Origin of the sequence: Pandoraea thiooxydans (genome assembly GCF_001931675.1) — a bacterium.
In the GTDB taxonomy this organism is placed as follows: domain Bacteria; phylum Pseudomonadota; class Gammaproteobacteria; order Burkholderiales; family Burkholderiaceae; genus Pandoraea; species Pandoraea thiooxydans.
In genome coordinates, this window is record NZ_CP014839.1 from 891284 (window position 1) to 915944 (window position 24661).

Genomic DNA, 24661 nt, shown 5'->3' on the forward strand with positions numbered 1-24661 from the left:
CGGGGCGCTAGCCCGCGCGCCGGCTGGCGTCGGAGTTCGCTCCGGGGGCGCCATGCACCAATTGCTCGAACAGGCCGATCTCGCCCATTTGCCCGCCCTTGAGGGCGACCTCGACGGCGTCTAGCCGGGCCTCGCCGGCATGCAATCGGCATAACGCGACATTGCCGGGCAAGCTTGCCTGGAACGACAATCCCCAGGCATCGAGCGCCTGCATCGCGAAGCTGGAGGTGTCGCCGCCGGCCACGCCGATGCGCTCGACACGCACTGCCGTGACAACGCGCCGCAACAGTGCGGCGCAAGCTTGCGCCACCGCGCCCGGCGGCGGCCCGCCGGCCTCGCTGGCGCGGTGTGTATAGGCCAGTGCGTGCCGACCTTCGCGCAGTGCCGCGATCACCGATGCGGCTTGCCTGTCGAGATAGTCCGACGCGCCGGCGTCGGTGAGCCGAGCCGGCGCCAACTCGATACGTGTGAACGAGTGCGCGGCCTCGATTTGCGCGGCAGTCATCGGCGAAAGACTGCCCGCCAGCACCAATACGGGTGAGCGGGCCGGCGCGATACGCGTGCCGCTCGAATGCGCCGGCGGCGCGGCGCCAGCTCGCGCCAGCGCGTAGGCTTGCGCAACGCTGCTCGGACCGATCGCGCACAGCGGCTGGCGCGTCGCCTGGTCGATCAGCAGGCGGCCGAGCTCGGGCAGCTGGGCATCGTCGAGCACATCGAACAGCACCGCCCGGGGTCGTCCTGCCAGCACCGTGGCCAGCGAGCTCGCCAGGGCTGACGCACCCGCGTCGCGCCAGCGCCAGTCGACCAGGCCGATGTTTTCCAGACCCTGCTGCCTAAGATGCAGGCGCAAATCCGACTCGCGCATCGGGCTGACCGGATGGCTGCTCATCGTCGGGTGTCGATCGAGGCGATGAATCGCCGGCAAGCCGCCGGGCTCGGCACCGCCCGCGGCAAACAGATGGCCGAACACGCAATAGCGCTGCAGCCCCGGCTGGCCGCCGACGATGGCCGCCAGCGGATGCGGGAAATAGCCACGCAGGGTATCCAGCGCCACGCAGATATTGCCGATGTGCGGCGCGCTATCGAAAGTGGAGCAGACCTTGTAATGCATCAGCCGCACGCCGAGCGACGCCATGCGTGCGCCCACCTCGCGCAGTTCCTGCGCCATGCGCGCGGCAGGCATGGCGCGGGCCGCGCCGGCGATGCCGATCGCGTCGAGTTCGCCCGCCAGCGCCAGCTGGACATCGTCCGGAGCGCGCAGGAACAGCATGGTGCGCAGGCCGGCGCGCGCCAGATGGGCAAGCGTGTCGGTCGCGCCGGTGAAGTCGTCGCCGTAGAAGCCATAAAACGCTGCCGCCGGCCCGTTCATTCGCGCGATCCAAAAAAATCCAGCGCATGCCGCAACTCGGCAGCCGTGCGCGCGCGCTCGGCAAGCGGCACGCCCGCCTGTGCGGCATCCCATGCCTGGCGAATGCTCGTCACGCCTGCCGCCGGCCCGAGCGGGTGCGCGAGAATGCCGCCACCGGCCATGAACAGCAGGTCGGCGCTACGCACCGCCGCGAAGGTTGCAGGCACGGTGCCTGCCCATTGTCCCGAGGAAAACGCCGGCAGCACCGTGTCGTCGATGCCGGGCGCCAGCGGCGTGGCGCACTCGCGCGCCGATGCGACGACTTCGTCGTCGCTTTGCGCGAACTTGCCCGACAAGCCGTGCACATGCATGTGATCGACTCCGGCCAGGCGCCAGAGCGTCTGGTAGGCCTGGAAGCCGATGCCCAGCGCCGGGTCGCGCGACATCATGCCAAAACCGTTGCGATGCGCATGCAGCACCAGCGGCGTTGCGCGGCGCAACGCCTGGATCGCCGAGGTGCCGCACCAATTGATGCTGGCCATCACGCAGGTGCCGCCCTCGCGCTCGACCAGTTCCGCATGCCGGCGCATCGCGTCGATCTCGTCGCTAATGTTGAAGGCCACCATCACCGGCCGGCCGGTGCGCTCGCGATAATCCCGCACCACCTTCATGACCGCGCGAACGCGCTCGGCCAGCGGCGCGTGGACCGGGTTGGCGCACACTTCGTCATCCTTGATGAAATCGACACCGGCCTCGCACAGATCGCGCACCAGGGCGGCGGTTTCGTCCGCGCTCAGGCCCACGTTCGGCTTGATGATGGTGCCGATCAACGGACCGGAGGCGACGCCGCTCAGGCGCCGCGTGCCGGCTACCCCGTGGCGCGGCAGGTCGAAACGGGCGCGATAGGCCGTGGGCAGGCGCAACGACTCGAGCCGCATGCCGGTGACCTCGCCCAGATCGTAGAGGTTGCCTGCCACGGTTGCGGCCAGCGTCGGCAGATTGGCGTCGATATTGGCCAGCGGGAAAGACAGCGTCAGGCGCGCGCGGCGCCACGGTCCGGCAATGCGCTGACGCGCCAGCCAGGCGTTGGGCAGGCTCGGCTGCGGCAGCGGCTCGATTTCATCGACACGCTCGACCACGGCGCGACTGCGCGCGCGCAGCTCGTCCGTCTCGTGCGCCACCCGCACGAAGGTGCCGCTCGATTGCTCGCCGGCCATCACCTCGGCCACGCGGGCCGGATCCAGCGGCGTCTCGATCAGGTAATCGGCCTGCAGGAAGTTGTCGCGCTGCAGCGCTGCGATGGCGGATGAACTCATAGCGTATTCAGGTCCGGAAAGGGGCGTACCGGATCGCGACCGTCCCAATCGAGCGAGGCCGCGCGGATCAAGTCGAACATTTTTCCCTTGGGGCCGGCGACTTCCGACAATTCGATGACCGTGCCCGGATGCGCCTCGGTGTCGAAATAAACGAAGCGCCCGTTCTGGCCCACTTCGCCGCTCATCGCGACCCGAAAGCCGTGTCGTTCGAGCCGCGCCAGATCGGCATCGAAATTTGTCGTCCAGTAAGCGTTGTGCTGCAAGCCCGTGTGTCCGGCGGCGAGAAAATCGCGGTACATCGACGGCGCGTCATTGCGCGTCTGAATCAGCTCGACCTGCAGTGCTCCGGAATTCGCCAGCGCGACCGAGTTGTGAATCTCGTACGACTGGCCGCGATAACGGTAATGCTCGACCGGCACCCGCTCGTTGTAGAACCACGGGCCCACGCCGAGCACGCGGCTCCAGTGATCCATTGCCGCTTCGATGTCGTGCACGACGTAACCGGCCTGGCGAATTTCGCCAAAAAAACGACTCATGAAAATCTCCCGATACTGCCAATTGAAAATCGAGCCGCACCGCCAGCGACACCCGTCTTGCATACGGGGCGACCCATTGTTCGACGCTATAGAAAACCGACCGACAGCCACGGAATCGCGGCCACCAGAATCAACCCGGCCAGCAGCGCGCCCATGTACCCGACGATCGGACGAATGCCGGCGTCGGGGTCGACCTTGCTGATGGCGCAGGCCGAGTAATAGCCGACCCCGAACGGCGGCGAGAACAGGCCCACGCCCATGGCCAGCACCACGACGATGGCGTAGTGAACTTCGTTGATGCCGGCCGCGCGTGCGATCGGAAAAAGGAGCGGCCCGAACAGCACAATGGCGGGAATGCCCTCGAGCACGCTGCCCAGCAGGATGAAAACCACGATCGAGATCGCCAGGAAACCGTACGAGTGCCCGGGCATCTTCGCCATCAGCGCGGCGAGGTCCTGCGAAAAGCCCGATTGCGTAAGCGCCCACGCCATGGCGGTGGCGCAGCCGATAATGAAGATGATCGCGCCCGACAGGGTGGCCGCGCTCACCAGCATGCGGCCAAGCCGCCGCCAGGCAAATTGACGGTACACCAGGACCCCGACCGCGGCGGCGTAGACGATGCCGATGGTCGAGACCTCGGTGGCCGTGGCGATACCCTCGACCACGGCAGTGCGGATCACCACCGGCAAAATGAGCGCGGGCAGCGCGCTCAGCATGAGGCGGACGATCTCGCGCCGGCTGGTGCGCCGTGCGCCGCTCAGATCTTCCTTGCGGTAGCGCCACGCCACCACCGCGCACAGCAGCACGGCGAGCAGGGCGCCTGGCAGCAGGCCCGCGGTAAACAGCGCGGAAATCGATACGCCGGTGACCGACCCGATCGTGATCAGCACGATGCTGGGCGGAATGGTCTCGCTTTGTGCGCCGGCGGTCGCCAGCAATGCAATCAGGTCGCCCTCGTCGGCACCGCGCTTTTTCATCTCGGGAAACAGCACCGGTGCAATGGCCGCCATATCAGCCACTTTGGAACCCGAAATGCCGGAGACCAGGTACATCGCGCCGACCAGCACGTACGACAGTCCGCCACGCACGTGGCCGACCAGGCTGGCGAGAAACGCGATCATCGCGCGTGCCATGCCGGTCATCTCGATGAGCAGACCGAGAAAAACGAACAGCGGCACGGCCAGCAAAATGAGATTGGACATGCCTTCGTCCATGCGCCCGACCATCACCTCGAGCGGCGTGGCGGTCGTCAACGACAAGTAGCCGAAGGTCGCCAGTGCGAAGGAAAAGCCGATCGGCACGCCCGAGAAGATGCCGATGGCGACTACCCCGACGAAGAAAATCAGCAGGTTGGCTTTGCCCAGCGTCTGGAACCACGGCGCGGCGAGCACGGCAAGCGCGCCCAGCGCGACGGCGATCGCCAGCGCGATGGCGATATCGCGCCGGCGGCCGACCTGCGCCAGACGAACCAGACCCACCACGAGCATCAATCCGGTACCGACCGGCAGTGCCAGCGCCCGCCAGCCATCGCTGATTTCCATGGCCGGCGTGAGGATCGGAACCTGATCGAGCGCGTAGCGGTAAGCCGGCGTCATGATCAGGCCCAGCATGGCGATCGAGGCCGAGTTCGCCAGCGTATCGACGAACGCGCGGCGCGACGGGCTCAGGCGCGCCACGCACGCGGTCATGCGCATATGCTCGCCGCGGCGCAATGCCAGTACCGCGCCGAGCATCGACAGCCACAGAAACAGCATGCCGGCCAATTCGTCCGACCAGACCAGCGGCGCATGCAAAACGTACCGGCAGATCACGCCTGCCAGCAGTACGCAGATTTCGACCAGCAACAGGACGGCGGCGCAAATTTCCACCGCCGTCATCAGGGCGCGATCCAGCGCCTGCGACCAGCGGCGTGCTGCAGGCGCAGCGCGCGGTTCGGCGCGCTCGGCGGCAACCGGCGCCGATGCCGATATCGGCTCAACCATACGAGTGTCTCCAGAGAGCCCGGCGCCGCTGCCGGCGCGGGCGCATTGGCAGCGCGGTCTTATGCCAGCTTGCCGGTGTATTGCTCCAACGAGGCCCACGCCTGCTCACCGAAGCGGGCTTTCCATTTGGCGTAAAAGCCCGATTGGCGCAGCGTTGCGCGAAAGCTGTCGGGCGCCGGGTGGTTGATCTTCAGCCCCTTGCCGCGCAGGTAGGTGACCGCGTCGTCGTTGAGCTTGAGCACGTCGGCCCGCTGCTTGAGCGCAGCCTCATTGAACGCGTCCTCGGTGATCTGCTGGAGATCCTTGGGCAAGCCTTGCCAGGCGCGCTGGTTGAGCACGAACCAAAAGCCGTCCCAGATGTGATTGGTCAGCGAGCAATATTTCTGCACCTCGTACAGCTTGGCCACTTCGACGATCGACAGCGGATTTTCCTGGGCGTCGACGATATGGGTCTGCAACGACGAATAAACCTCGCTGAATTCCAGGCTGGTCGGCGATGCGCCCAGGCCTTTGAACATATCGATACTGAGCGGACTCACCGGCACGCGGATTTTCAGGCCGCGCATGTTCGCCGCGCTGTCGATCGGCACCGTGCCGGTGGTGGTTTGCCGGAATCCGTTGTCCCACATGCGCGCGAATGAGGCCAGGCCAGCCTTGGCCATGGCCGCGCGCACGTTGGCGCCGAGCTTGCCGTCCATGGCGGCCCACACCTGGTGATAGTCGGCGAAAGCGAAGCCCACCGCGTTGATGGCCGCGACCGGCACCAGGGTCGAGACGACCAGGCCCGACGGTGTGAACATCTGGATGCCGCCGCTGCGCACCTGGGCCAGCATGTCGGTGTCGCCGCCCAATTGATTGTTGGGGAAGATCTGGATCTGCATGCGCCCCTTGGACGCCTCATGAATCTGATTGGCGGCTTCCTGGGCGCGCACGTTCAGCGGATGTGTCAGCGGCAGGTTATTGCCGTACTTGAACACATGCTGCGGCGCGGCGGCGCGCGCGATGGCGGGGAAGGCCAAGGCGCCGGCCAGCGGCGCGGCGGCTGTGGCACGCATGAGTGCGCGCCGCTTGAGATTGGTCATTCGTCTGTCTCCAGGTTATTGTTTGTGATTCAAAAACAATCAAAAAACATCATTTCATCGGCAACACAAGCCAGGACTGCCGATTAAGAAATGGGGCTTTGTGTTCAGTCGATAGCAGCAAGACTAGGTGGGTGAGCGGGGCGTGTCAAACCACAAAAATGATTGTTTTTGATGTAATCTTCGATTTATCGATGCTTTCGAGGATTTGAAAAATGACGGATGTCCTGCCCCGCCTGGCGGTGGCGCGCGCGCGTATCCCCGACATTGCCCAAAGCGCCGGCGTGTCGACTGCCACGGTCGATCGGGTGCTCAACGGTCGCGGCGGGGTGCGTGCCCAGACCGCTCAACGCGTCATGCAAGTGGCTGCCCAACTTGGCTACCTGCCGGCGCAAGCGCCCCTGAGCCCACCGAGCGCGCGGCCGTTGCGCATCGCGTTTTTGTTGCCGGCAGGCACCAACCGCTATTTGCGCATGCTGGGCGACTACATCGATTTTGCGCAGGACCAGTGGGCCGCGCTCGACATGAAATGCCGCACGCACTACGTCGAGAGCTTCAATCCGAATGAGTTGGCGGCGCGGTTGCTGCATTACGGCCAACGCTCGGACGGCGTGGTGTTCATGGCGCTCGAACATCCGGTGGTGCGCGACGCCGTGAACACGCTGGCCGACCAGGGCGTGCCGGCCATCACACTGATCTCCGATTTGTCGAATGCGAGGCGGCTGGCCTATGTCGGCATCGACAACCGCGCGGCCGGGCGCACGGCCGGGCTGCTGCTGGGCCGCTTCATGGGCCCGCGCCCGAGCGGCAAGATCGCCATGCTGGCCGGCAGCCTGAACTACCGCGGGCACGAGGAGCGAGAAATCGGCTTCCTGCATCTGATCGAATCGACCTTCCCGCAGTTGCGGGTGATCGGTCTGCGCGAGGGGCAGGACGACAGCGAGCGCAATTACATGCAGACCCGCAAACTGCTCGAGCAGCATCCGGATCTCGCGGGGATCTACAACAGCGGGGGTGGGTCCGACGGCGTGGCACGCGCCATCGTGGAGGCCAAGGCCGACCAGAAAATTCTTTTCATCGGCCACGGCCTGACGCCGGATACGCGCGCACTGCTGATCGACGGCACCATGGATGCGCTTATCACGCAGACGCCGCAATCGATGGTTGCCAACTGTCTGAAGATTTTCCGCAATGTGCGCGACCAGCGCAGCCCGCTCGACGGCGTCAAGCCGATCCAGTTCAGCATCGTGCTGCGCGAGAACCTGCCGTAATTCGGAGCCCGAACCATGCGCCATTTCGGTGCATGGCCCACCTCTGCCGTCCGCGTCTTCATCACGCTCGCCCGCGCACCATCAAGCACGTTAGTGTTTCTCCCTATGGTGCTACTTGGTTGCAATGATAGGATGAATTGAAATTTTCCACTCTATTCACAAATGAATAGATCGGCCCCGGACGTGCCACGCGCCGCACCGGGTAGCGCCGTACCGACGAGGTGTCGTGTGGTGACGATGGTTTCCGAACTGCAGGCCGAAGATCAAACTCCACCGTTGCGCCGACGGCCGATAGGCTGGCGCCGGTTTGGCACCCGTGTGTTCGTGGGGCTGATCTTTTTATTCATGCTCAGCCCGATCATCTTCGTGCTGTGGCTGAGTTTCTTCTCCGACGCGATTCCGACCTTTCCTCCCTCCGGCTACACGCTGCACTGGTACGTGCAGGCCTGGCAAAACCAGGCGTTTCTCGGCGGCTTCATCCTGAGTCTCAAGGTTGCCGCGGTGGCGGCCGTGCTCAGCGTGACGCTGGGCATCGCCGCCGCGCTGGGCATCGCCCGCCACACGTTTCGCGGCGCGTCGCTGTGCAACGGTGTGCTGATGTCGCCGCTGATCGTGCCGGGCATCGTGGCGGGCATCGCAATCTACCTGTTCTATCTGCGCGCAGAAAATCTGCTGAACATGGATATCGTCGGCACCTTCGGCGGGCTGATCGCCGCGCACGTGTGCCTGACCATTCCATGGACCATGCGGCTGGTCTCGGCCAGTATCGGCGGGCTCGACAGCACGGTCGAGGAGGCCGCGCGCAACCTCGGCGCGAGCGGTCTGCAGACGTTCTGGCGCGTGACATTGCCGATGCTGCGCCCGGCGATCGTTGCCTCCGGGCTGTTCAGTTTCATTATCTCGTTCGAAAACCTCGAGGTGACGCTGCCGCTGGTGGGGCCGGGGCACACGACATTGCCGATCGCCATCATGCAGTACCTCGAGTTCAATCTCGATCCAACCATTGCCGCTGTCTCCGCGGTGCAAATCGTGTTGCTGGGCATCGTCATGCTGGTCACCGACCGGTTCGTCAAACTTAGTCAGGTGGTATGACCATGGCACAGGTATCGCTGCGCAATCTTCGCAAACAATACGGCACCGCGCTGGCGGTGTCGGACTTCTCGCTGGACATTACGGATGGCGAAATGGTGGCGTTCCTGGGCCCCAGCGGCTGCGGCAAGACCACCACGCTGCGCATGGTGGCCGGGTTCGTCGCGCCGACCTCGGGCACGGTTCATATCGGCGGCAAGGACGTCACGCAATTGGCGCCCAATCGGCGCAACACCGGCATGGTGTTTCAGCGCTACGCGCTGTTTCCGCATATGACGGTGGCGCAGAACGTCGCGTTTGGCCTGGAAATGCGCAAGTTCCCGGCGGCCGAGCGCGCCGCGCGCATCAAGCAGGCGCTCGAGATGGTGCGACTGCATGCGTTGAGCGAGCGCTATCCGCGCCAATTGTCGGGCGGCCAGCAGCAGCGCGTGGCGATCGCCCGCGCGCTTGCCGTGCAGCCCGAAGTATTTTTGCTCGACGAGCCCCTGTCGAATCTCGACGCCAAGCTGCGTGTCGAGGTGCGCGAGGAGATTCGCGCCCTGCAGCAACGCCTCGGGCTCACGACGATTTTCGTCACGCACGACCAGGAAGAAGCGCTGACCATCGCCGACCGGCTGGCGGTGATGCACGACGGGCGGGTCCAGCAGATCGGCACATCGGCCGAACTGTATGAGCGTCCGGCCAATCGCTTCGTTGCCGATTTTCTGGGGCAGATGAATTTCCTCGAGGGACGCCTGCACGAGGGTGGGGCGTTCGTCACCGAGCGCGGCACGCCGTTGAGCGTGGCGAGTACCGATCAGGCCATTCGCGTGGTGGGTTTGCGTCCCGAGCGCGTGGCGCTGGCCGATACGCCGCTGGCATTGGGCAACTGCCTGCCGGTGACCGTATCCTCGGCGGTCTACAAGGGCGCCACGGTCGAAGTGCATGCGCAAACGGAGCGTGGCGACACCTTGATCTGCCACGTGCAAAACAACGGCAGTACGCCGCATCAATCGATCGCTGCTGGCGCCAAGGCCTTTGCGGGCTTTGCGGCAAGCGATTGCGTTTTCTTCCACTGAAAGGGGTTAGTCATGACGTATCGCATCGATCGCCGCAAATTTCTGCAAACCGCCTCCGGCCTGCTGGTGGCTCCCGCGCTGGGCCTCGAGACCCTGAGCGCACGCGCCGCGACGGCGTGTCCGAACGTCGTGGTCGGCACCTGGGGCGGCGACTACGAGCGCCTGCTCGACAAGAACGTGGCGCCCATCATCAAGGCGCAAGGCGGCGCGGTGACCTACGCCACGGCCGATCAGGTCTCGCGCATGACCAAGATGCGCGCCGAGAAAATGCTGCGCCACGGCTCGCTCGATGTCAGTTGCCTGGCCGACACCGACATGTTCATCATGAATCAGGCCGGCACGCTGGCCCCGGTGGAGGCCAGCCTGGTGGCCAACGAAGCCAACGTGTTCGAGCCGCTGCGCAAGCCGTATTCGATTCCGCATATCTTCAGCGCGATGGGGATCGTCTACAACCCAGAAAAAATCCCGACCGCACCCGATGCTTTCAAGGCTGCCCTCGACCCGCGTTTCAAGAATCGCGTGGGCCTCTCCGATATTCTCTTTGCCTACTACGGCATGGCCGGCGCGCTGGCCGCGGGTGACCCCAAGGGCGATCTGTCGAAGGGCGTCAAGTTCCTGCGCGAACTCAAGCAAAACCGGCCGAAGGTTTATCCGTCGAACGAAGCGGTCGCGTCGGCGCTCAAGACCGGCGATATCTGGATGACCTTCATGTGGAAGGCGCGCGCCCTGCAATGGAAAAAGCAGGGTGTGCCGGTGGAATTCGCGTTCCCGTCCGAAGGTGCGATTCCGGCCGTATTCGAGGCGGCCGTGCTGAAGAACGCGCCCGAGAAGACCTGCGGTTTCAACTACCTGAATGCCATGCTCGACCCGCACGCGCAGGTCGAATTCGCCAGCACCATGGGATATGCGCCGACCGTCAGCAATGCCAAACTGCCGGCCGATCTGCAGCAAAGCGTGGGTTTCACCGATGCCCAGCTGAGCAAATTCCTCAAGCCCGACTACGAGGCGTTTGCCGCGCAAAAGCCGGCATTCCTCAAATACTGGTCGCAAGATTTCAAAGTCGGCCTGTAAGAGCGCGCTCATGGAACCATTGGCTGCACCGCCCGCCGGGGGGCGCCGGAGATTGTCGCTGGGCCCGCTGTTGGCGGGGCCGGCGACGCTGGTCGTGCTGCTCGTGATCATCCTGCCGTCGCTGCAGCTGATCCGCTACAGCTTCAACCGGTTCGATCCGACCAATTTGATGCAGGCGGCCTGGACCTGGGAGAACTACCGGGAATTCTTCGCCAACATATATTACTTCACGGTGCTGATGACCACCGTGAAGGTGGCCTTCATCTGCACCGCGCTGTCGTTCGTGCTCGGATTTCCGGTGGCCTATGTACTGGCCAAGACGCAAAGCCGTTTCAAGAGCGTGCTGATCATCCTGCTGGTATTCCCGCTGCTGGTGGGCAATGTCGTGCGTGCGGCCGGCTGGATGGCGATTCTCGGCACCGCCGGCTTCGTCAATGTGCTGCTGCAGGATATCGGTTTGATTCACGCGCCGATTCGCCTGCTCTACACGCCGCTGGCGGTCATTCTCGGCACCACCGGCGTGGTGCTGCCGTTCATGATCCTGACCCTGCAGAGCGTGCTCGAAGGCATCGACATTTCGGTCGAGGAGGCCGCGCAGAACCTCGGCGCCAACTTCATGCAGACCCTGCTGCGCGTGCTTTTTCCGATGGCCGCGCCCGGCATTGCGGCCGGCACCATGCTGGTGTTCATTCTTTGCATGAACGCCTACGCCACGCCGGTGCTGCTCGGCGGCACGGGCCTGACGATGATGGCGCCGGCCGTGTACGACCAGATCTCGCAGGCGTCGAACTGGCCGCTCGGCGCGGCGCTCGCACTGATTCTGATGGCCGTCACGCTGCTTGTGGCGGGGCTGTCGAACCGGCTTATTCACCACAGATACGCTCGCACGATGATGTCGTGAGGCTGCGAGCGGCCGTGCGCGCGACAGTGGTTTGCCCCACTCTTCAAAGGATCGATCTCATGCCGACATTGACACACCGAACCCGGGCGCAGCGCCTCGATGCGATGCGCCAGCTCATGGCCCGCGAGCATGTCGATGCGCTGTTGCTGAGCAGCGCCGACTTCTTCCAGTGGGCCACCAATTTTCATGTCGACGTGCTGACGTGGGAGCGGCCCATCGTCGTTTGTGTGCCGGCTTCGGGCGAGCCGTTCGCGGTGATGAACGAGCTCTCCACGCATCACATGCGCTTCGCGCGCGAGCGCGGGTCGGTGTGGCTCGACGACGTCACTTTCTACGCCGAGCATCCGCGGGTGTCGGCCCGCCAGCCCCTGCTGGGCCAGGTGCCCGAACTGATCGCCGAGCGCTTGCGGCAAGCCGGGCTGGCGCGATCGCGCATCGGCGTCGAGGCGGTGGGCGGCCCGCTCGCGCGCGCCGCCGCGCTGCTGCCGGAGGCGCGCATGGTGCCCATGACCCCCGAGTTGCGCGGGCTGCGCTGGGTAAAGACCGACGAGGAACTGGCCATCATGCGCGCGGCCGCCGAGCTGTCGGATTGGGTACAGGCCCGTTACCGTGAAAACATCCGGGCGGGGCGCCTGGTGCAGGAGCTCGATTACCAGATGGCCGCCCTGATGGTCGAGGAAGGCGCGCGCCGCTTTCCGGGCGAGAACCTCGAGGTGCTGCGTTGCTGGACCCTGTCCGGGCCGGCGTCGGCCTCGCCGCATGGCGACGGCGCCTCGTGCGGGGCTCGCATCAAGGCCGGCGACGGGTTGGTCAATATCGTGATTCCGCGCTTGAACGGGCTGGTGGTCGAGAACGAGCGCACCTGGTTTTGCGGCAAGCCGTCCGACGAGCAGCGCAAGTATTACGAGGTCGCGCGCGCGGCCAATGAAGCCGCGCTCGAGGCTGCCGTGACCGGCCGCCCGGTGTCCGGGATCGACGCCGCGGCCCAGCAGGTCATCGAAAACGCCGGTTGCGGGCATTTGATCCGGCATCGCACCGGGCACGGCATGGGCATCATCGGCCATGAGTATCCGGAAGACATGGCATTCAATCACCGGCCGCTATTGGCCAACGAAGTGTATTCCGCCGAGCCTGGCCTCTATGTGTTCGGACTGGGCGGATTCCGACTCGACGATTCCGTGGTGGTCGGCAGCACCCCGGAAGTCCTGACCCAAACCCCGAAAACGCTGGCCCACGCGACGCTCGACTGAGCCGCCGCGCGGACCCCTACAACGATCAAGGAGACTTATGACAGCCGTTCTGTTTGCCAACGCCGCATTGCTCGATCCGCTCGAACCCGAATTGCTCGAGGGGCGTCATGTTCTGATCGAGGACGGCATCGTGCGCGAGGTCTCCGACCGGCCGCTCAAGCATCGCGGCACGACCATCGACCTGAAGGGCAAGACGCTGATGCCCGGCCTGATCGACCTGCACGTGCACCTGTGCGCGACGCAGCTCAACCTCTCCTCGCAGGCTCACGTGCCGAACGTGCTGGTGACCCTGCGGGCCGTGCCGATCATGCGCGCGATGCTGCGCCGCGGCTTTACCACGGTGCGCGATGCGGGCGGCGCCGGGGCGCCGCTCAAGCAGGCGCTCGAGGAGGGGCTGGCCGAAGGCCCACGCGTGTTTGTCTCCGGCCGGGCGCTCAGCCAGACGGGCGGCCACGGCGATGGCCGCATGCGCAGCGATTTCCTGCATGACGCGCCGTGCCAGTGCGTGCGGGTCGGCGCCATTGGGCGCGTGGCCGACGGGGTCGACGCGGTGCGGCGCGCGGTCCGCGAGGAACTGCAGATGGGCGCCGATCAGATCAAGATCATGGCCTCCGGCGGGGTCGCCTCGCCAACCGACCCGGTCGGCTCGCTGGGCTACTCGGAGGACGAGATTCGCGCGGCAGTGGCCGAAGCCCACGGCCGGCAGACGTATGTGATGGCGCACGCGTATACCGCCGAGGCGATCCAGCGCGCGGTGCGGTGCGGCGTGCGCACCATCGAGCATGGCAATCTGGCCGACGAGGAGACCGCGCGCGTGATGGCCGAGCATGGCGCTTATGTCGTTCCGACGCTGATAACCTACGATGCGCTGGCCAGCGAGGGTGCGCAATATGGGCTGCCGCCGGAGAGCGTGGTCAAGATCGCCGCGGTGCACGAGGCCGGCAAGCATTCGCTCGAGATGTTCAAGCGCGCCGGCGTCAAAATGGGGCTGGGCACCGATTTGCTGGGCGAGTCGCATCGCCATCAGAGCGACGAGTTGCGCATTCGCGCCGAGATCCTCTCGCCGGCCGAGGCCATCGCCAGCGCCACCGTGGTCGGCGCCGAGGTGCTGGGCATGCAGGACAGGCTCGGCCGCCTGGTACCCGGGGCTTACGCCGATGCGCTGGTGGTCGATGGCAACCCGCTGCGCTCGGTCGATTGCCTGCTCGGGCAGGGCGAGCATATTCCGCTGGTCATGAAGGGCGGCAAGATACACTTCAATGCTTTGGAGCAGGCCTGAGACGACTGCCGGACATGAAGGTACTTGAGGGATTGAATGGACTTTCGCCACATCGACGCATTTCGCGCGGTGATGCTGACCCGCACGGCCACCAAGGCGGCCCAGCTGGTCGGCACATCGCAGCCCGGTATCAGCCGGCTTATCGCGGAACTCGAGAAATCGACCAAATTGACGTTGTTCAATCGCGAGCGCGGACGCCTGGAGCCGACCGCCGAGGCGTTTGCGTTTTTCGAGGAGGTCGAACGCCGCTACGCCGGACTTGATAACCTGCGGGAATTTGCCCTGCGCCTGCAGGACCCCACCACCGCGGTGATGCGCGTGGGCAGCGTGGTGTCATTCAGTCTCGGCTATTTCGCTCGCGCCATCGCGCATTACCGAAAGATCCAGCCTGCGGTGCAGATCGGCCTGACCACCGGCTCCTCGGCGTTGATTCGCGACCAGGTAGTGATGCGATCGCTGATGCTCGGCGTGGTCACCGACGTCGTCGACCTGACCGAAACCGACGCCGTGGCGTTCTCCAGCGACAGCACGCTGTGTGCGATGCCGGGCGATCATCCGCTGGCCCGGAAGTCGGTGGTCAAGCTGGCCGATCTCGCCGGTTATCCGATCATTTCGTACGAGCCGGCAGACATGGTGCGCTGGGGCATGGACAAGATCTTCACCGAGGGCAATCTCGGGCCGCAGATCGCTGCGATCGTGCGCTATTCGGTCAACGTCTGCACGCTGGTGCGGGAGCGGGTCGGCGTAGGTTTCGTGCACCCGGTGGCCGCCTATGATTTCCTGAACGTCGACGGCATTGTGTTTCGCCGGTTCGAGCCCGACATGAAATTCCATTCGCTGCTGATCAAGCCGCGCACGCCGGCGGCTTCCCCGCAGGTCGAGCAACTCATCGACGTGCTCGACGAAACCCTCGTCGAGGTTCTGGAGGAGGTCGAGGCGAGGCTCTAGCCGAGGCTGGGCAGCGAGTGAAGCCGCGTCAATTGTTCGGCGCTGTCGGCCAGCAGGCCGGCGGCGTTGGCGATGGCCTCGTCGAGCGTGGTGGGGCCGAAAGTCAGCGAAAAGCAGCCGGTGAATACGCCGTTCAGGCTCGCCAGCGCCGAGCGGTCGACCGCGCCCGAGAGCAGTGTGGCCGGCACGCCGGCGCGCTGTGCGAACTGCGCGGCGACCATCGGGGTTTTGCCCGACAGGGTTTGCACGTCGCTGCGGCCTTCGCCGGTGATGAGCCAGTCGGCGCCGTGCAGGGCATCGGCCAGGCCAATGCTCTCGGCCACGACCTCCGCACCGGAGCGGAACGTCGCGCCCAGCAGTTGCAGCGCAAAACCCAAGCCGCCGGCGGCGCCGGCGCCAGGTCGGGCAGCGGCGCCCCGGGCCGACGCGCCGAAGGCCGGCTCGGCAAGTGCGGCAAACCGCGCGATGGCCTGGTCGAATGTTTCGACCTGCGCCGCACTGACGCCTTTTTGCGGACCAAACACCGCACTGGCGCCGCGCGGACCGCACAGCGGGTTGTTGACGTCCGACATCGCCACCAGTTCGCAATCGCGCAGGCGGGCGTCGAGCCCGCTCAAGTCTATCGACGCCACCTTGCCGAGTTCGGCCGGCACTGGGGCGACCGGCTGGCCGGCCTGGTCGAACAGGCGCGCGCCCAGGCCCACCAGCAAGCCGGCGCCGCCATCGTTGGTGCTGCTGCCGCCCAGTCCGATCAGAATGCGGCGTGTGCCATGCTCGAGCGCCGCGCGCAACTGCTCGCCGAGCCCGACGGTGGAGCGCTGGGCGACCGGCTCGGCCATGCCTTCCGGGTCGGTGATGCTGACCACCAGCGCGCTCTCCAGTACGCCGGTGCCATCGGGCAACAACCCGAAGGACGATTTCAGCGGCGCGCCGCCGGCGCCTTGCACCGTCTGTGCGACGCGCTGGCCGCCGCCGGCCAGGAGGGCGTCGAGCGTGCCCTCGCCGCCATCGGCCATCGGACGCTGGCGTACCTCGGCGCCCGGGTGGACCCGGGCAATGCCGGCGGCGATGGCGGCCGCGACATCGGCGGCGCTGAGCGAGCCTTTGAACGAATCGGGAGCGATGACAATGACGGGCGCGCGCGAAGGTGTCGACATATCGGATGCAAAAAGCTGGGCAATGGCTCTGGGAAACGGCGCTGATAAATGACGCTGATAAATGGTGCCGAGAAACGGCAAAGCCGCCGGCAGGTGCAGGCGGCCAGCCCCGCAATATACGCGATTTGCCGGCGGCTTTCATGATGCGTCGCACCATCCGGGGCGCGACGCCGTGAGATTGTCAGAACAGGAAATTCGCGGGTAAGATGATCGGCTGAGTGCCAGTTGTCTACAGGGTCGCGCGAACTGGCACGCGTGCCACGGGGGCGATCGATAACACGGAGCGGGCGATGAGCAAGCGGCTATCGGGGAGCGTGGGTCTGATGTTGGCGGCGGGGGTGCTGGCCGGATGCGCGGCGCAGTTGCCGAGCGCCGATCCGGTCGCGCCGGCCAAGCACGACAAAATCGAAACGGTGGTGATGCCGGCGTACCGCGCCAGTTCGGCCGATGTGCGCGCCAACGCGCCGCAGCTCGACGAGCATGCGCGCCGTGTCGAGTGGCGCGTAGCCTCGTGCATTTCGTACGCCTGGCGCCGGCAGCCCGGCATTCAGGTCGACGTGGTGCAGATCGACCACGGCCGCTCGGTGCAGGCTTCGCACGCTGGCGAAGGCGAGGTGGCGGTGGCCGACGTGACATGGCAGCCGCGGCATCGCGGCAGCACCGTGAAGTTCTATCAGGCGGATGGCGCGCCGCAGGCGCTGCTCGGTGCGCTCAAGCACTGCCTGTGACGCGCCGGCCGCCCTTGGCGGAGATCGGTAACGATGGCAGAACAATACATTCTGGCGCTCGATCAGGGCACCACCAGTTCGCGTGCGATCGTGTTCGACCGGCGCGGCCACATCGCGGCGTCGGCACAAAAGGAATTCCAGCAGATCTATCCGCAACCGGGCTGGGTCGAGCATGATCCGCGCGAGATCTGGTCGACGCAGGCCGGCGTGGCCGCCGAGGCGCTCGCCAAGGCCGGCGCCGACGGCCGCGCGGTGGCGGCGATCGGCATCACCAACCAGCGCGAGACGACGATCGTATGGGACCGCGCCACCGGCGCGCCGGTCTACAACGCGATCGTCTGGCAAGACCGGCGCACTGCCGATTTCTGTGCCGAGCTAAAGCGGCAGGGACTGGAAGATACCATCCGCGCCAAGACCGGCTTGCTGATCGATGCGTATTTTTCCGCCACCAAGATTCGATGGATTCTCGATCACGTCGAGGGTGCCCGCCGGCTGGCCGAGCAGGGGCGGCTCGCGTTCGGCACGGTCGACACCTGGCTGATCTGGAACTTCACCCGCGGCCGTCTGCACGTGACCGACGTCTCTAACGCGTCGCGCACGATGCTCTTCAATATTCATACGCTGGCCTGGGACGACGAACTGCTCGAAATATTCGACATACCGCGCGGCCTGCTGCCCGAGGTGCGTTCGTCCAGCGAGATCTACGGCCATACCGAAGGGGCGGTGTTCGGCAGTGAGATTCCCTTGGCCGGCATAGCCGGCGACCAGCAGGCGGCGCTGTTCGGCCAGATGTGCCTGAGCCCCGGCATGGTGAAAAACACCTACGGCACGGGCTGCTTCATGGTGATGAATACGGGCACCAGGCCGAAGGTGTCGCGCCATCACCTGCTCACCACCGTGGCGTGGCAGATCGGCGGCGAAGTGAACTACGCGCTCGAAGGCAGTATTTTCATCGGCGGCGCTGTAGTGCAGTGGCTGCGCGATGGCCTGGGCATCATTCGCCGCTCGGCCGATATCGAGGCGCTGGCCAAAAGCGTGCCCGACAGCGACGGCCTGTACCTGGTGCCGGCCTTCGCCGGCCTGGGTGCGCCGCACTGGAATCCGCACGCGCGCGGCACCATGTTCGGCGCCACGCGCGGGACCACCTCGGCCCACCTGGCACGGGCGGCACTCGACGGCATCGCCTACCAGACCATGGACGTGCTGCGCGCGATGGAGGCCGATGCCGGCCTGGCGGTGCAGGAGCTGCGGGTCGACGGCGGCGCCACCGCGAGCGACCTGCTGATGCAGTTCCAGGCCGATCTGCTGGGCGTGGCGGTGGTGCGGCCGAATATCACTGAGACCACCGCGCTGGGCGCCGCCTATCTGGCGGGGCTGGCGGTCGGTTACTGGCCCGACGTGAACGCCTTGGCGGGCCAGTGGCAACTGGACCGGCGTTTCGCACGCCGCATGGCCGAAGCCGACGTCGACCGGGCCGTGCGCGGCTGGCGGCGGGCGGTGTCCGCCGCCATCGCCTGGGCCGACGGTTGAGCCGCAGCGGCGGCAAACACGCCGATTCGCGGGGGTGGCTCAGGCCGTCGCCGGATGCAGCAGCGCGCGGTACTGGCTTGGGGTGAGGCCCACGGTCGCCTTGAATTGGCGGGTGAACGCGCTGTGGTCGTTATAGCCGCACAAGGTGGCGATGTCTGTGATGCTGGTCTGGCCTGCCAGTAGCGACGAAGCGGCGTCCAGACGGGTCTTGAGCAGCACCTGGCGTGGCGTCAGGTGGAATATCTTGTGAAAGTACCGCTCGATCTGGGCGACCGACATATTGGCCAGCTTGGCCAGATGTGCCAGGTGCAGCGGCTGCGCGTAGTTGTCCTGTATATATTTGGCGACCGCGGCGAGCCGATGGTATGCCGGATGGCTGCCTTCCGGCGCCTGCAGGTCACGTGAAATACCGGCCACGCCCAGTATCCTGCCGTGCGGATCGTGCAACGGCAGCTTGCTGGTCAGGCACCAGCCGGGCTGACGCCCGGGGTACAGGTGCAGCTCCAACTGGTCGATCAGCCGGCTGCCGTGCGCAATCACCGCTTTGTCCTGCGCGGTATAGATGCAGCCGAAGCGTGCCGGGAATACCTGCTCGGCGGTCTTGCCCAGCAACGCCGCCTTGTCCTTGAAGCCGCACCGCGCGGCCAGCGTGCGATTGGCCAGCACATAGCGGGCTTCGGTGTCCTTGACGAAAAACACCACGTCCGGCATTGCATCGAACACCGGTTCGAGCAGCGCGAAGTGCGCGACCATCTGCGGCAGCGTGGTGCTCTCGATGGCCGCCAGCGGTGCGAAATCAGACACGGCGCGTTACCTCAGAGAGCCGGCGCGATCGGCTCGCGGGTCGGCTCGCCGTCGACCAGCCGCAGCAGGCCGAGCGGATTGGCGTCCTGCAGCGCCGGCGGCAGCAGCGCATCGGGCGTGTTCTGGTAGCACACCGGCCGCAGAAATCTCGCGATTGCCAGCGTGCCGACCGACGTGCCGCGCGCGTCGGTAGTGGCCGGGTAGGGCCCGCCATGAACCATCGCGTCGCATACTTCGACGCCGGTCGGAAAGCCGTTGAGCAGTACGCGTCCGACCTTTTCCTCGAGGGCTGCGAGTACCGCACGGTAGTGCGGCAATTCTGCCGCCTCGCCGATCAGCGTGGCGGTGAGCTGGCCGTGCAGATGAGCGATGCCGGCGAGCAGTTCGGCCTCGTCGTCGAGTTCGACGACCACCGTCGAGGGCCCGAACACTTCCTCCTGAATGGTGGCCGCGCCGCTGAGCAGCAACGCCTTGTCGGCGACAAACAGGTGCGGTGCGGCGCGGTGCTCGTCCTGCCCGTCGTGCCCGCCGGCCAGGGTTGCAACGCCGGCGGTCTCGCGCAGCCGCTGCGTGCCGGCCCGATAGTTGGCGAGGATGCCGGCATGCAGCATCGGCTGCGAGGCCTGGCTTTGCAGTGCGGCGCGCAACGCCTCGATGAACGCGCCGCTGTGCGGCGTGCGCAGCAGCAGAACCAGGCCGGGATTGGTGCAGAACTGGCCGCAGCCCAGCGCCACCGATGCGGCGAGATCCCTGGCGAGGTCGGCCGCGCGGGCTTGCTGCGCCTGCGGCAGGACGATGACCGGATTGATGCTCGACATCTCGGCGAAGACCGGAATCGGTTCGGGGCGGGCCGCCGCCAGGTCGAACAGGGCGCGGCCGCCCTGCAGCGAACCGGTGAAACCGACCGCGCGGATCGGCGCGGCCTGCACCAGCCAGGCGCTCACCGCATTGCCGCCGTAGACCATGTTGAACACGCCTGCCGGCATGCCGCACCGAGCGGCGGCCCGGCCGATCGCGTCGGCCACACGCTCGGAGGTGACCAGGTGGCCCGGATGCGCCTTGACTACCACCGGGCAGCCAGCCGCCAGGGCAGCCGCGGTATCGCCGCCGGCGACTGAAAACGCGAGCGGGAAATTGCTGGCGCCGAATACCGCCACCGGGCCGAGTCCGATCTGGTATTGGCGCAGATCGGGGCGCGGCAGCGGCTGGCGGCCCGGCAGCGCCCGATCGATGCGTGCGCCGTACCAGTCGCCACGTCGCAGCATCTTCGCGAACAGCCGCATCTGGCCCGAGGTGCGGCCCCGTTCGCCCGTCAGGCGGGCGGCAGGCAGTGCCGTTTCGCGCTGCACTTCGCTGATGAAGTCGTCTCCCAGCGCATCGATCTCGGCGGCGATGGCATCGAGAAAATCCGCGCGGGCGGCGGCGCTCAGTCGGCGATAGACTGGATAAGCGCCGGCCGCGCTGGTTGCTGCGGCCAGCACCTCGGCTTGCGTAGCCTCGAAGAATTTCACCGGATAGGGTGCGCCGTCCAGTGCCGCGCGGCTCTCCAGCGCGGGCTGCCCAAGGGCGCTGCGGGTGCCGCCGATATATTGGCGACCCTGAATCTCGCTCGTCTTGCTCATCTTGCTATCTCCATCACGAATTTGATTCACCTTGCATCAAGGTATCGATACGCGCCGGCGCAAAGGGCGGGCGCGGTGCTTGAGTTCCTGGGGTTTGCCAGCCGAGACAAAAGCCGGCGGCGCTGCCGCACACTTTACCTTGACACGGCCCCATGCCGCAGCGCGTGTGCAATTTGGCACTGCGCCACGAATCGTGCGCGGCGGCCTGGCCGAAGGTAACGTCTTCGCAGCGGCACAGCAATGTGTCGGCACGCGCGAGCGAGCGCAGCACGGGGTCGAGTGCGAAGGCGGCGTGCAAGCGTGCGGCGAATTGCCGATAGCGCTCGCGCGCCGGGAAGCTGCGCCGTGCCTCGTCGCGCTGGCCGAGCGCGGCGTATGCGGCGATGCGTCCCTCCACGGCCGCCAATTCCATGCCACCCACGCCGGTACATTCGCCGGCGGCGAATACATCGGCTACAGAGCTCGCCTGCCAAGCGTCGACCGCGATCACCGGCGCGTTCGCATTGGCCGCGTCGAGGTCGAGCCGGCATCCCAATGCCGCTGCGACCTCGGTGTTCGACAGCAGGCCGTAGGCGCAACCCAGCCGGTCGCAAGGCACAAGTGTCTCGCGACCCTGGCGCCGGATCGTGACGTGGTCGAGGCGTGCGTCGCCATGCGCGGCCGTGACGTAGGCGCCGCGCCAATAAGGGGTTTGCCACAGGCCCAGCCGCAGGCGCAGCGCCTGCGTGAGCTTGGCCGGCGTATGCACCAGCGCTCTGGCAAAGCGCGCTACGGCCGGCGCCGGCGCCTGTTCGACGATGGCCACGATGCGTGCGCCTGCCGCGCGTGCGCTGGCCGCCGCAGCCCACAGCAGCGGGCCCGAGCCCGCCATCACGACGCGCTGGCCGCGCACTGGCGTGCCGCCCTTGATCAGCGCCTGCAGGCCGCCGGCGCCGGTCACGCCCGGCAAGGTCCAGCCGGGAAACGGCAAAAAGCGCTCGCGCGCGCCGGTGGCGAGAATCAGCTTGCCGTAGCCGAGCATCAGGCTTTGCTGCGCATCTTCGGCCAGCAGGCGACCCGGGCCCAGCGACTGCACCACGCGCGTGCCGCTCAGGCGCATGACGTTCGGATGTCCCGCCAACTGCTCGAGCAGGGCGCGCGCCGGGACCGCAGGTGGATGAGCCGGACCCTGGCGCCAGATTTGGCCGCCCGGCAGCGGGTTGTCGTCGACGATACCCACCCGCGCGCCGCAGCCGGCGGCAACTGCCGCGGCCGACAGGCCGGCCGGACCCGCGCCGATAATCAGGATGTCGAAATATAAGATCATGAACGTGCGGTGATGACGACCATGCCGGGGGTACATAGGGTTTGACACGCCAGGCGGTGCGGGCGGCCATCGATCGTCACACGGCATTCCTGGCAGATGCCCATGCCGCACAGCGGCCCGCGCACTGCGCCGCCGACCGAGCGGCGCGTGAGCACGCCGGCATTGTCGCTGGCGCGCGCGATGGCGGCGGCGACGGTGCTGCCGGCCGGCACGCTGAGCGTGCGTGCGTCGATCTCGAGCGTAATGGTCTCAGCCATGAGCGACTCCCGGGCGAGCGAAGCGCGCCGGCAGGTAAGGCGCGGCGTCCAGCGGCGCCTGCGTGCGCAGCATCTGGGCGGCAATCAATCGGGCGGTGCCCAGCGCCGTGGTGACACCCAGTCCTTCGTGGCCGAGCGCGAGCCAGGTCGCGGGATGTGGCGTATCGAGCGCGGCCGGGCCGATCAGCGGCAGGCCGTCGCTGGAGGCTGGGCGAAACCCTGTCCAGGCGCGAATCGCCTGCAGCGCCGGGAGATTCGGCAGGTATTCGGCGGCGCGCCGCAGCATGCGCGCCAGGACCGCTTGATCGATCGCCGCATCGAGGCTATCGAACTGGCGCGACGAGCCGATCAGCAACTGGCCGGTCGGGCGCGGCTGTACGTTAAAGGCGACCGAAGTGCCGCTCTGATGATGGGCGCTCTTGATGTAGCCGAGTTCGAGGATTTGGTGGTGCACCATGCCGGGGTAGCGGTCGGTGATCAGCAGATGTCCCTTTTTCGCCTGCAGCGGCAGGCCCGGAAGCAGCTCGGGCGCCTGGATGCCATTGGCCAGCAGCACGGCGCCGGCGGCAATGCTGCTGCCGTCGGCCAGCCGAACGCCGTCGCGCTCGAGCGCGACGACCTCGCTGGCGAGCCGCGTGTCGATACGGCCTGCGACCGGTTGCGCGAGCAGCCAGGCGGCCACCGTCGGCGCATAGACCACGGCGTCGTCGGGCACCACCATGCCGCCGGCCAGGCCGTCGCGCAATTCCGGTTCGGCCTCGCGCACCTGGTCGGCGTCGAGCATGTGGCAGGCAATGCCCTGGGCCTCGAGCGCCTGCTGGCGGGTTTGCGCCAGCGCGAGCTCCTCGTCGTCGGCGGCGACCCATAGCGTGCCGCATTTGACGAACGCATGACGGGCCTCCAGGCGCGGCGCGAGCGCCAGCCAGAGCGCGCGCGAATAGGCGCTGAGCGCGAACTCCGCGGGCGAGTCGTCCATCACGACCAAATGACCCATGCCGGCCGCGGTGGTGCCGGTGCCGACGCCGGCACGGTCGATCACCATCACGTGCAGCCCGCGCGCGGCCAGCTCGTGGGCGCACGCGGCGCCGACGATGCCGGCGCCGACGATCGCGACATCGGGTACAGGCGTGTTCATACCGCCTGAATGCCCCAGGCGAACGGGTCGTCGTCGGCGAATATCAGGGTTGCCTGCGCGCTGATGTGCGCGTTGCCGCGAATGCTCGGCAGCACCTGCCCGGCAGGCAGCGCCGGATCGAGCGCGTAGCTGGCCTCGAACATGCTGCCGATGATGCTTTCCTGGCGCCAGGTCGCGCCCGGCGCAAGCTTGCCGTCGGCGGCCAGGCAGGCGACCTTGGCGCTGGTGCCGGTACCGCACGGCGAACGATCGTAGGCCTTGCCGGGGCACAGCACGAAGTTGCGGCTGTCGATGCCGGCTTTGGGCGATTTGACAAACAGTTCGATATGGTCGATCAGCGCACCCTCGGCGCCCGTGATGCCGTTGGCTTCGAGGGCTTGGCGTACCGCCCAGGTGTAGTCGGTCAGTGCGTCGACGTGCTGGAATTCGAGCACTTGGTCGTGGTCGGCGATGAGGAAGAACCAGTTGCCGCCCCAGGCGACGTCGCCATGCACGCGGCCGTGGCCGGGCACATCCAGCGGCACGGCATGGCGATAGCGCCACGCCGGCACGTTATGCACGGTGACGCTGCCGTCGGCATGCAATTCGGCCTCGACCACCCCCACCGGAGTCTCGATGCGGTGCGCACCCGGTGCGATGCGGCCAAGGTAGGCGAGCGATGCGATCAGGCCGATGGTGCCGTGGCCGCACATGCCGAGAAAGCCGACGTTGTTGAAAAAAATCACGCCGGCCGAGCAGCTTGGGTCGTGCGGCTCGCACAGCAGCGCGCCGACCATGACGTCGGAGCCGCGCGGCTCGTTGACGATGCCGGCGCGAATCCGGTCGAAGTCGCGCTGGAAGATCGCCAGCCGCTCTCGCAGCGGGCCGTTGCCCAGGTCGGGGCCGCCGGCGGTGACCAGGCGGGTCGGTTCGCCGCCGGTATGGGAGTCGATAACGGTTAAGGTTTTCATAACGCCTATCGTAGGTCAGCCAGCCTTGCGCGTCTTGCTGAATC

Annotated in this window: 22 protein-coding genes; 10 read left to right on the forward strand and 12 right to left on the reverse strand. The window is 66.6% G+C overall.

All coding sequences use genetic code 11. The features are described 5' to 3' along the window. Positions 1–7 precede the first annotated feature (7 nt). From PATSB16_RS04040 to PATSB16_RS04060, 5 genes are all read right to left on the reverse strand, one after another. Positions 8–1369, reverse strand: coding sequence for a four-carbon acid sugar kinase family protein (locus PATSB16_RS04040; RefSeq protein ID WP_047212748.1), 1362 nt, complete (start codon positions 1367–1369; stop codon positions 8–10). Further along, positions 1366–2664: a ribulose-bisphosphate carboxylase large subunit family protein gene (locus tag PATSB16_RS04045; RefSeq protein ID WP_047212749.1), complete on the reverse strand. Its 1299-nt coding sequence runs from the start codon at positions 2662–2664 to the stop codon at positions 1366–1368. Before PATSB16_RS04045 ends, PATSB16_RS04040 begins: the two co-directional genes overlap by 4 nt. Then, positions 2661–3200 carry a VOC family protein gene (locus PATSB16_RS04050; RefSeq protein ID WP_047212750.1) on the reverse strand — a complete coding sequence of 180 codons (540 nt, stop codon included), beginning with the start codon at positions 3198–3200 and terminating at the stop codon, positions 2661–2663. The genes PATSB16_RS04045 and PATSB16_RS04050 overlap by 4 nt, the downstream gene beginning before the upstream one ends. A gap of 86 nt (positions 3201–3286) precedes the next feature. Next, positions 3287–5182 carry a TRAP transporter large permease gene (locus PATSB16_RS04055; RefSeq protein WP_047212751.1) on the reverse strand — a complete coding sequence of 632 codons (1896 nt, stop codon included), beginning with the start codon at positions 5180–5182 and terminating at the stop codon, positions 3287–3289. 59 nt (positions 5183–5241) lie between these two features. Next, entirely contained in the window at positions 5242–6264 is a 1023-nt protein-coding gene (locus PATSB16_RS04060) for a TRAP transporter substrate-binding protein (RefSeq protein WP_047212752.1), read from the reverse strand. Between the two features lie 212 nt (positions 6265–6476). On the opposite strand from PATSB16_RS04060, the gene PATSB16_RS04065 reads away from it, so the two are divergent. The 8 genes from PATSB16_RS04065 to PATSB16_RS04100 all read left to right on the forward strand — a co-directional run bounded on the left by PATSB16_RS04065 (position 6477) and on the right by PATSB16_RS04100 (position 15128). After that, positions 6477–7532 (forward strand): LacI family DNA-binding transcriptional regulator, encoded by a 1056-nt coding sequence (locus tag PATSB16_RS04065; RefSeq protein WP_047212753.1) that lies wholly within the window; start codon positions 6477–6479, stop codon positions 7530–7532. Positions 7533–7769: 237 nt separating this feature from the next. Next, on the forward strand, positions 7770–8624 hold the full coding sequence (locus PATSB16_RS04070) for an ABC transporter permease (protein ID WP_083566855.1): 855 nt from the start codon (positions 7770–7772) through the stop codon (positions 8622–8624). A 2-nt stretch (positions 8625–8626) separates the two neighbouring features. After that, positions 8627–9679, forward strand: coding sequence for an ABC transporter ATP-binding protein (locus tag PATSB16_RS04075; RefSeq protein ID WP_047212754.1), 1053 nt, complete (start codon positions 8627–8629; stop codon positions 9677–9679). Positions 9680–9691: 12 nt separating this feature from the next. Then, positions 9692–10750, forward strand: coding sequence for an extracellular solute-binding protein (locus PATSB16_RS04080; RefSeq protein WP_047212755.1), 1059 nt, complete (start codon positions 9692–9694; stop codon positions 10748–10750). 10 nt (positions 10751–10760) lie between these two features. Beyond that, a complete protein-coding gene (locus PATSB16_RS04085; RefSeq protein ID WP_047212756.1) occupies positions 10761–11651 on the forward strand; it encodes an ABC transporter permease in 891 nt (296 codons plus the stop codon). Positions 11652–11710: 59 nt separating this feature from the next. Further along, positions 11711–12901: a M24 family metallopeptidase gene (locus tag PATSB16_RS04090; RefSeq protein WP_047212757.1), complete on the forward strand. Its 1191-nt coding sequence runs from the start codon at positions 11711–11713 to the stop codon at positions 12899–12901. Positions 12902–12938: 37 nt separating this feature from the next. Then, positions 12939–14180, forward strand: coding sequence for a metal-dependent hydrolase family protein (locus PATSB16_RS04095; protein WP_047212758.1), 1242 nt, complete (start codon positions 12939–12941; stop codon positions 14178–14180). A gap of 36 nt (positions 14181–14216) precedes the next feature. Continuing rightward, positions 14217–15128, forward strand: a complete 912-nt coding sequence (locus PATSB16_RS04100; RefSeq protein ID WP_047212759.1) for a LysR substrate-binding domain-containing protein — start codon at positions 14217–14219, stop codon at positions 15126–15128. On the opposite strand, the gene PATSB16_RS04105 is transcribed toward PATSB16_RS04100, so the two are convergent. Continuing rightward, on the reverse strand, positions 15125–16285 hold the full coding sequence (locus tag PATSB16_RS04105; protein WP_047212760.1) for a glycerate kinase: 1161 nt from the start codon (positions 16283–16285) through the stop codon (positions 15125–15127). The genes PATSB16_RS04100 and PATSB16_RS04105 overlap by 4 nt on opposite strands. 290 nt (positions 16286–16575) lie before the next feature. On the opposite strand from PATSB16_RS04105, the gene PATSB16_RS04110 reads away from it, so the two are divergent. Both PATSB16_RS04110 and glpK read left to right on the forward strand, forming a co-directional pair. Further along, entirely contained in the window at positions 16576–17013 is a 438-nt protein-coding gene (locus tag PATSB16_RS04110) for a hypothetical protein (RefSeq protein WP_047212761.1), read from the forward strand. Positions 17014–17046: 33 nt separating this feature from the next. Beyond that, positions 17047–18543 (forward strand): glycerol kinase GlpK, encoded by a 1497-nt coding sequence (gene glpK / locus PATSB16_RS04115; RefSeq protein ID WP_047212762.1) that lies wholly within the window; start codon positions 17047–17049, stop codon positions 18541–18543. Positions 18544–18582: 39 nt separating this feature from the next. Here glpK and PATSB16_RS04120 read toward each other — a convergent pair whose 3' ends face one another. The 6 genes from PATSB16_RS04120 to PATSB16_RS04145 form a co-directional block, all read right to left on the reverse strand. Then, positions 18583–19296 (reverse strand): AraC family transcriptional regulator, encoded by a 714-nt coding sequence (locus PATSB16_RS04120; RefSeq protein ID WP_047216251.1) that lies wholly within the window; start codon positions 19294–19296, stop codon positions 18583–18585. Positions 19297–19358: 62 nt separating this feature from the next. Next, positions 19359–20969, reverse strand: coding sequence for an aldehyde dehydrogenase (NADP(+)) (locus tag PATSB16_RS04125; RefSeq protein ID WP_047212763.1), 1611 nt, complete (start codon positions 20967–20969; stop codon positions 19359–19361). Between the two features lie 13 nt (positions 20970–20982). Continuing rightward, positions 20983–22275: an NAD(P)/FAD-dependent oxidoreductase gene (locus PATSB16_RS04130; RefSeq protein WP_047212764.1), complete on the reverse strand. Its 1293-nt coding sequence runs from the start codon at positions 22273–22275 to the stop codon at positions 20983–20985. Beyond that, entirely contained in the window at positions 22272–22532 is a 261-nt protein-coding gene (locus PATSB16_RS04135; RefSeq protein ID WP_047212765.1) for a (2Fe-2S)-binding protein, read from the reverse strand. The genes PATSB16_RS04130 and PATSB16_RS04135 overlap by 4 nt, the downstream gene beginning before the upstream one ends. Continuing rightward, the gene (locus PATSB16_RS04140) at positions 22525–23667 is read right to left on the reverse strand and encodes an NAD(P)/FAD-dependent oxidoreductase (RefSeq protein WP_047212766.1); all 1143 of its coding nucleotides are present in this window, start codon (positions 23665–23667) and stop codon (positions 22525–22527) included. The genes PATSB16_RS04135 and PATSB16_RS04140 overlap by 8 nt, the downstream gene beginning before the upstream one ends. Then, positions 23664–24626 (reverse strand): 4-hydroxyproline epimerase, encoded by a 963-nt coding sequence (locus PATSB16_RS04145; RefSeq protein ID WP_156884597.1) that lies wholly within the window; start codon positions 24624–24626, stop codon positions 23664–23666. The genes PATSB16_RS04140 and PATSB16_RS04145 overlap by 4 nt, the downstream gene beginning before the upstream one ends. Positions 24627–24661 lie beyond the last annotated feature (35 nt).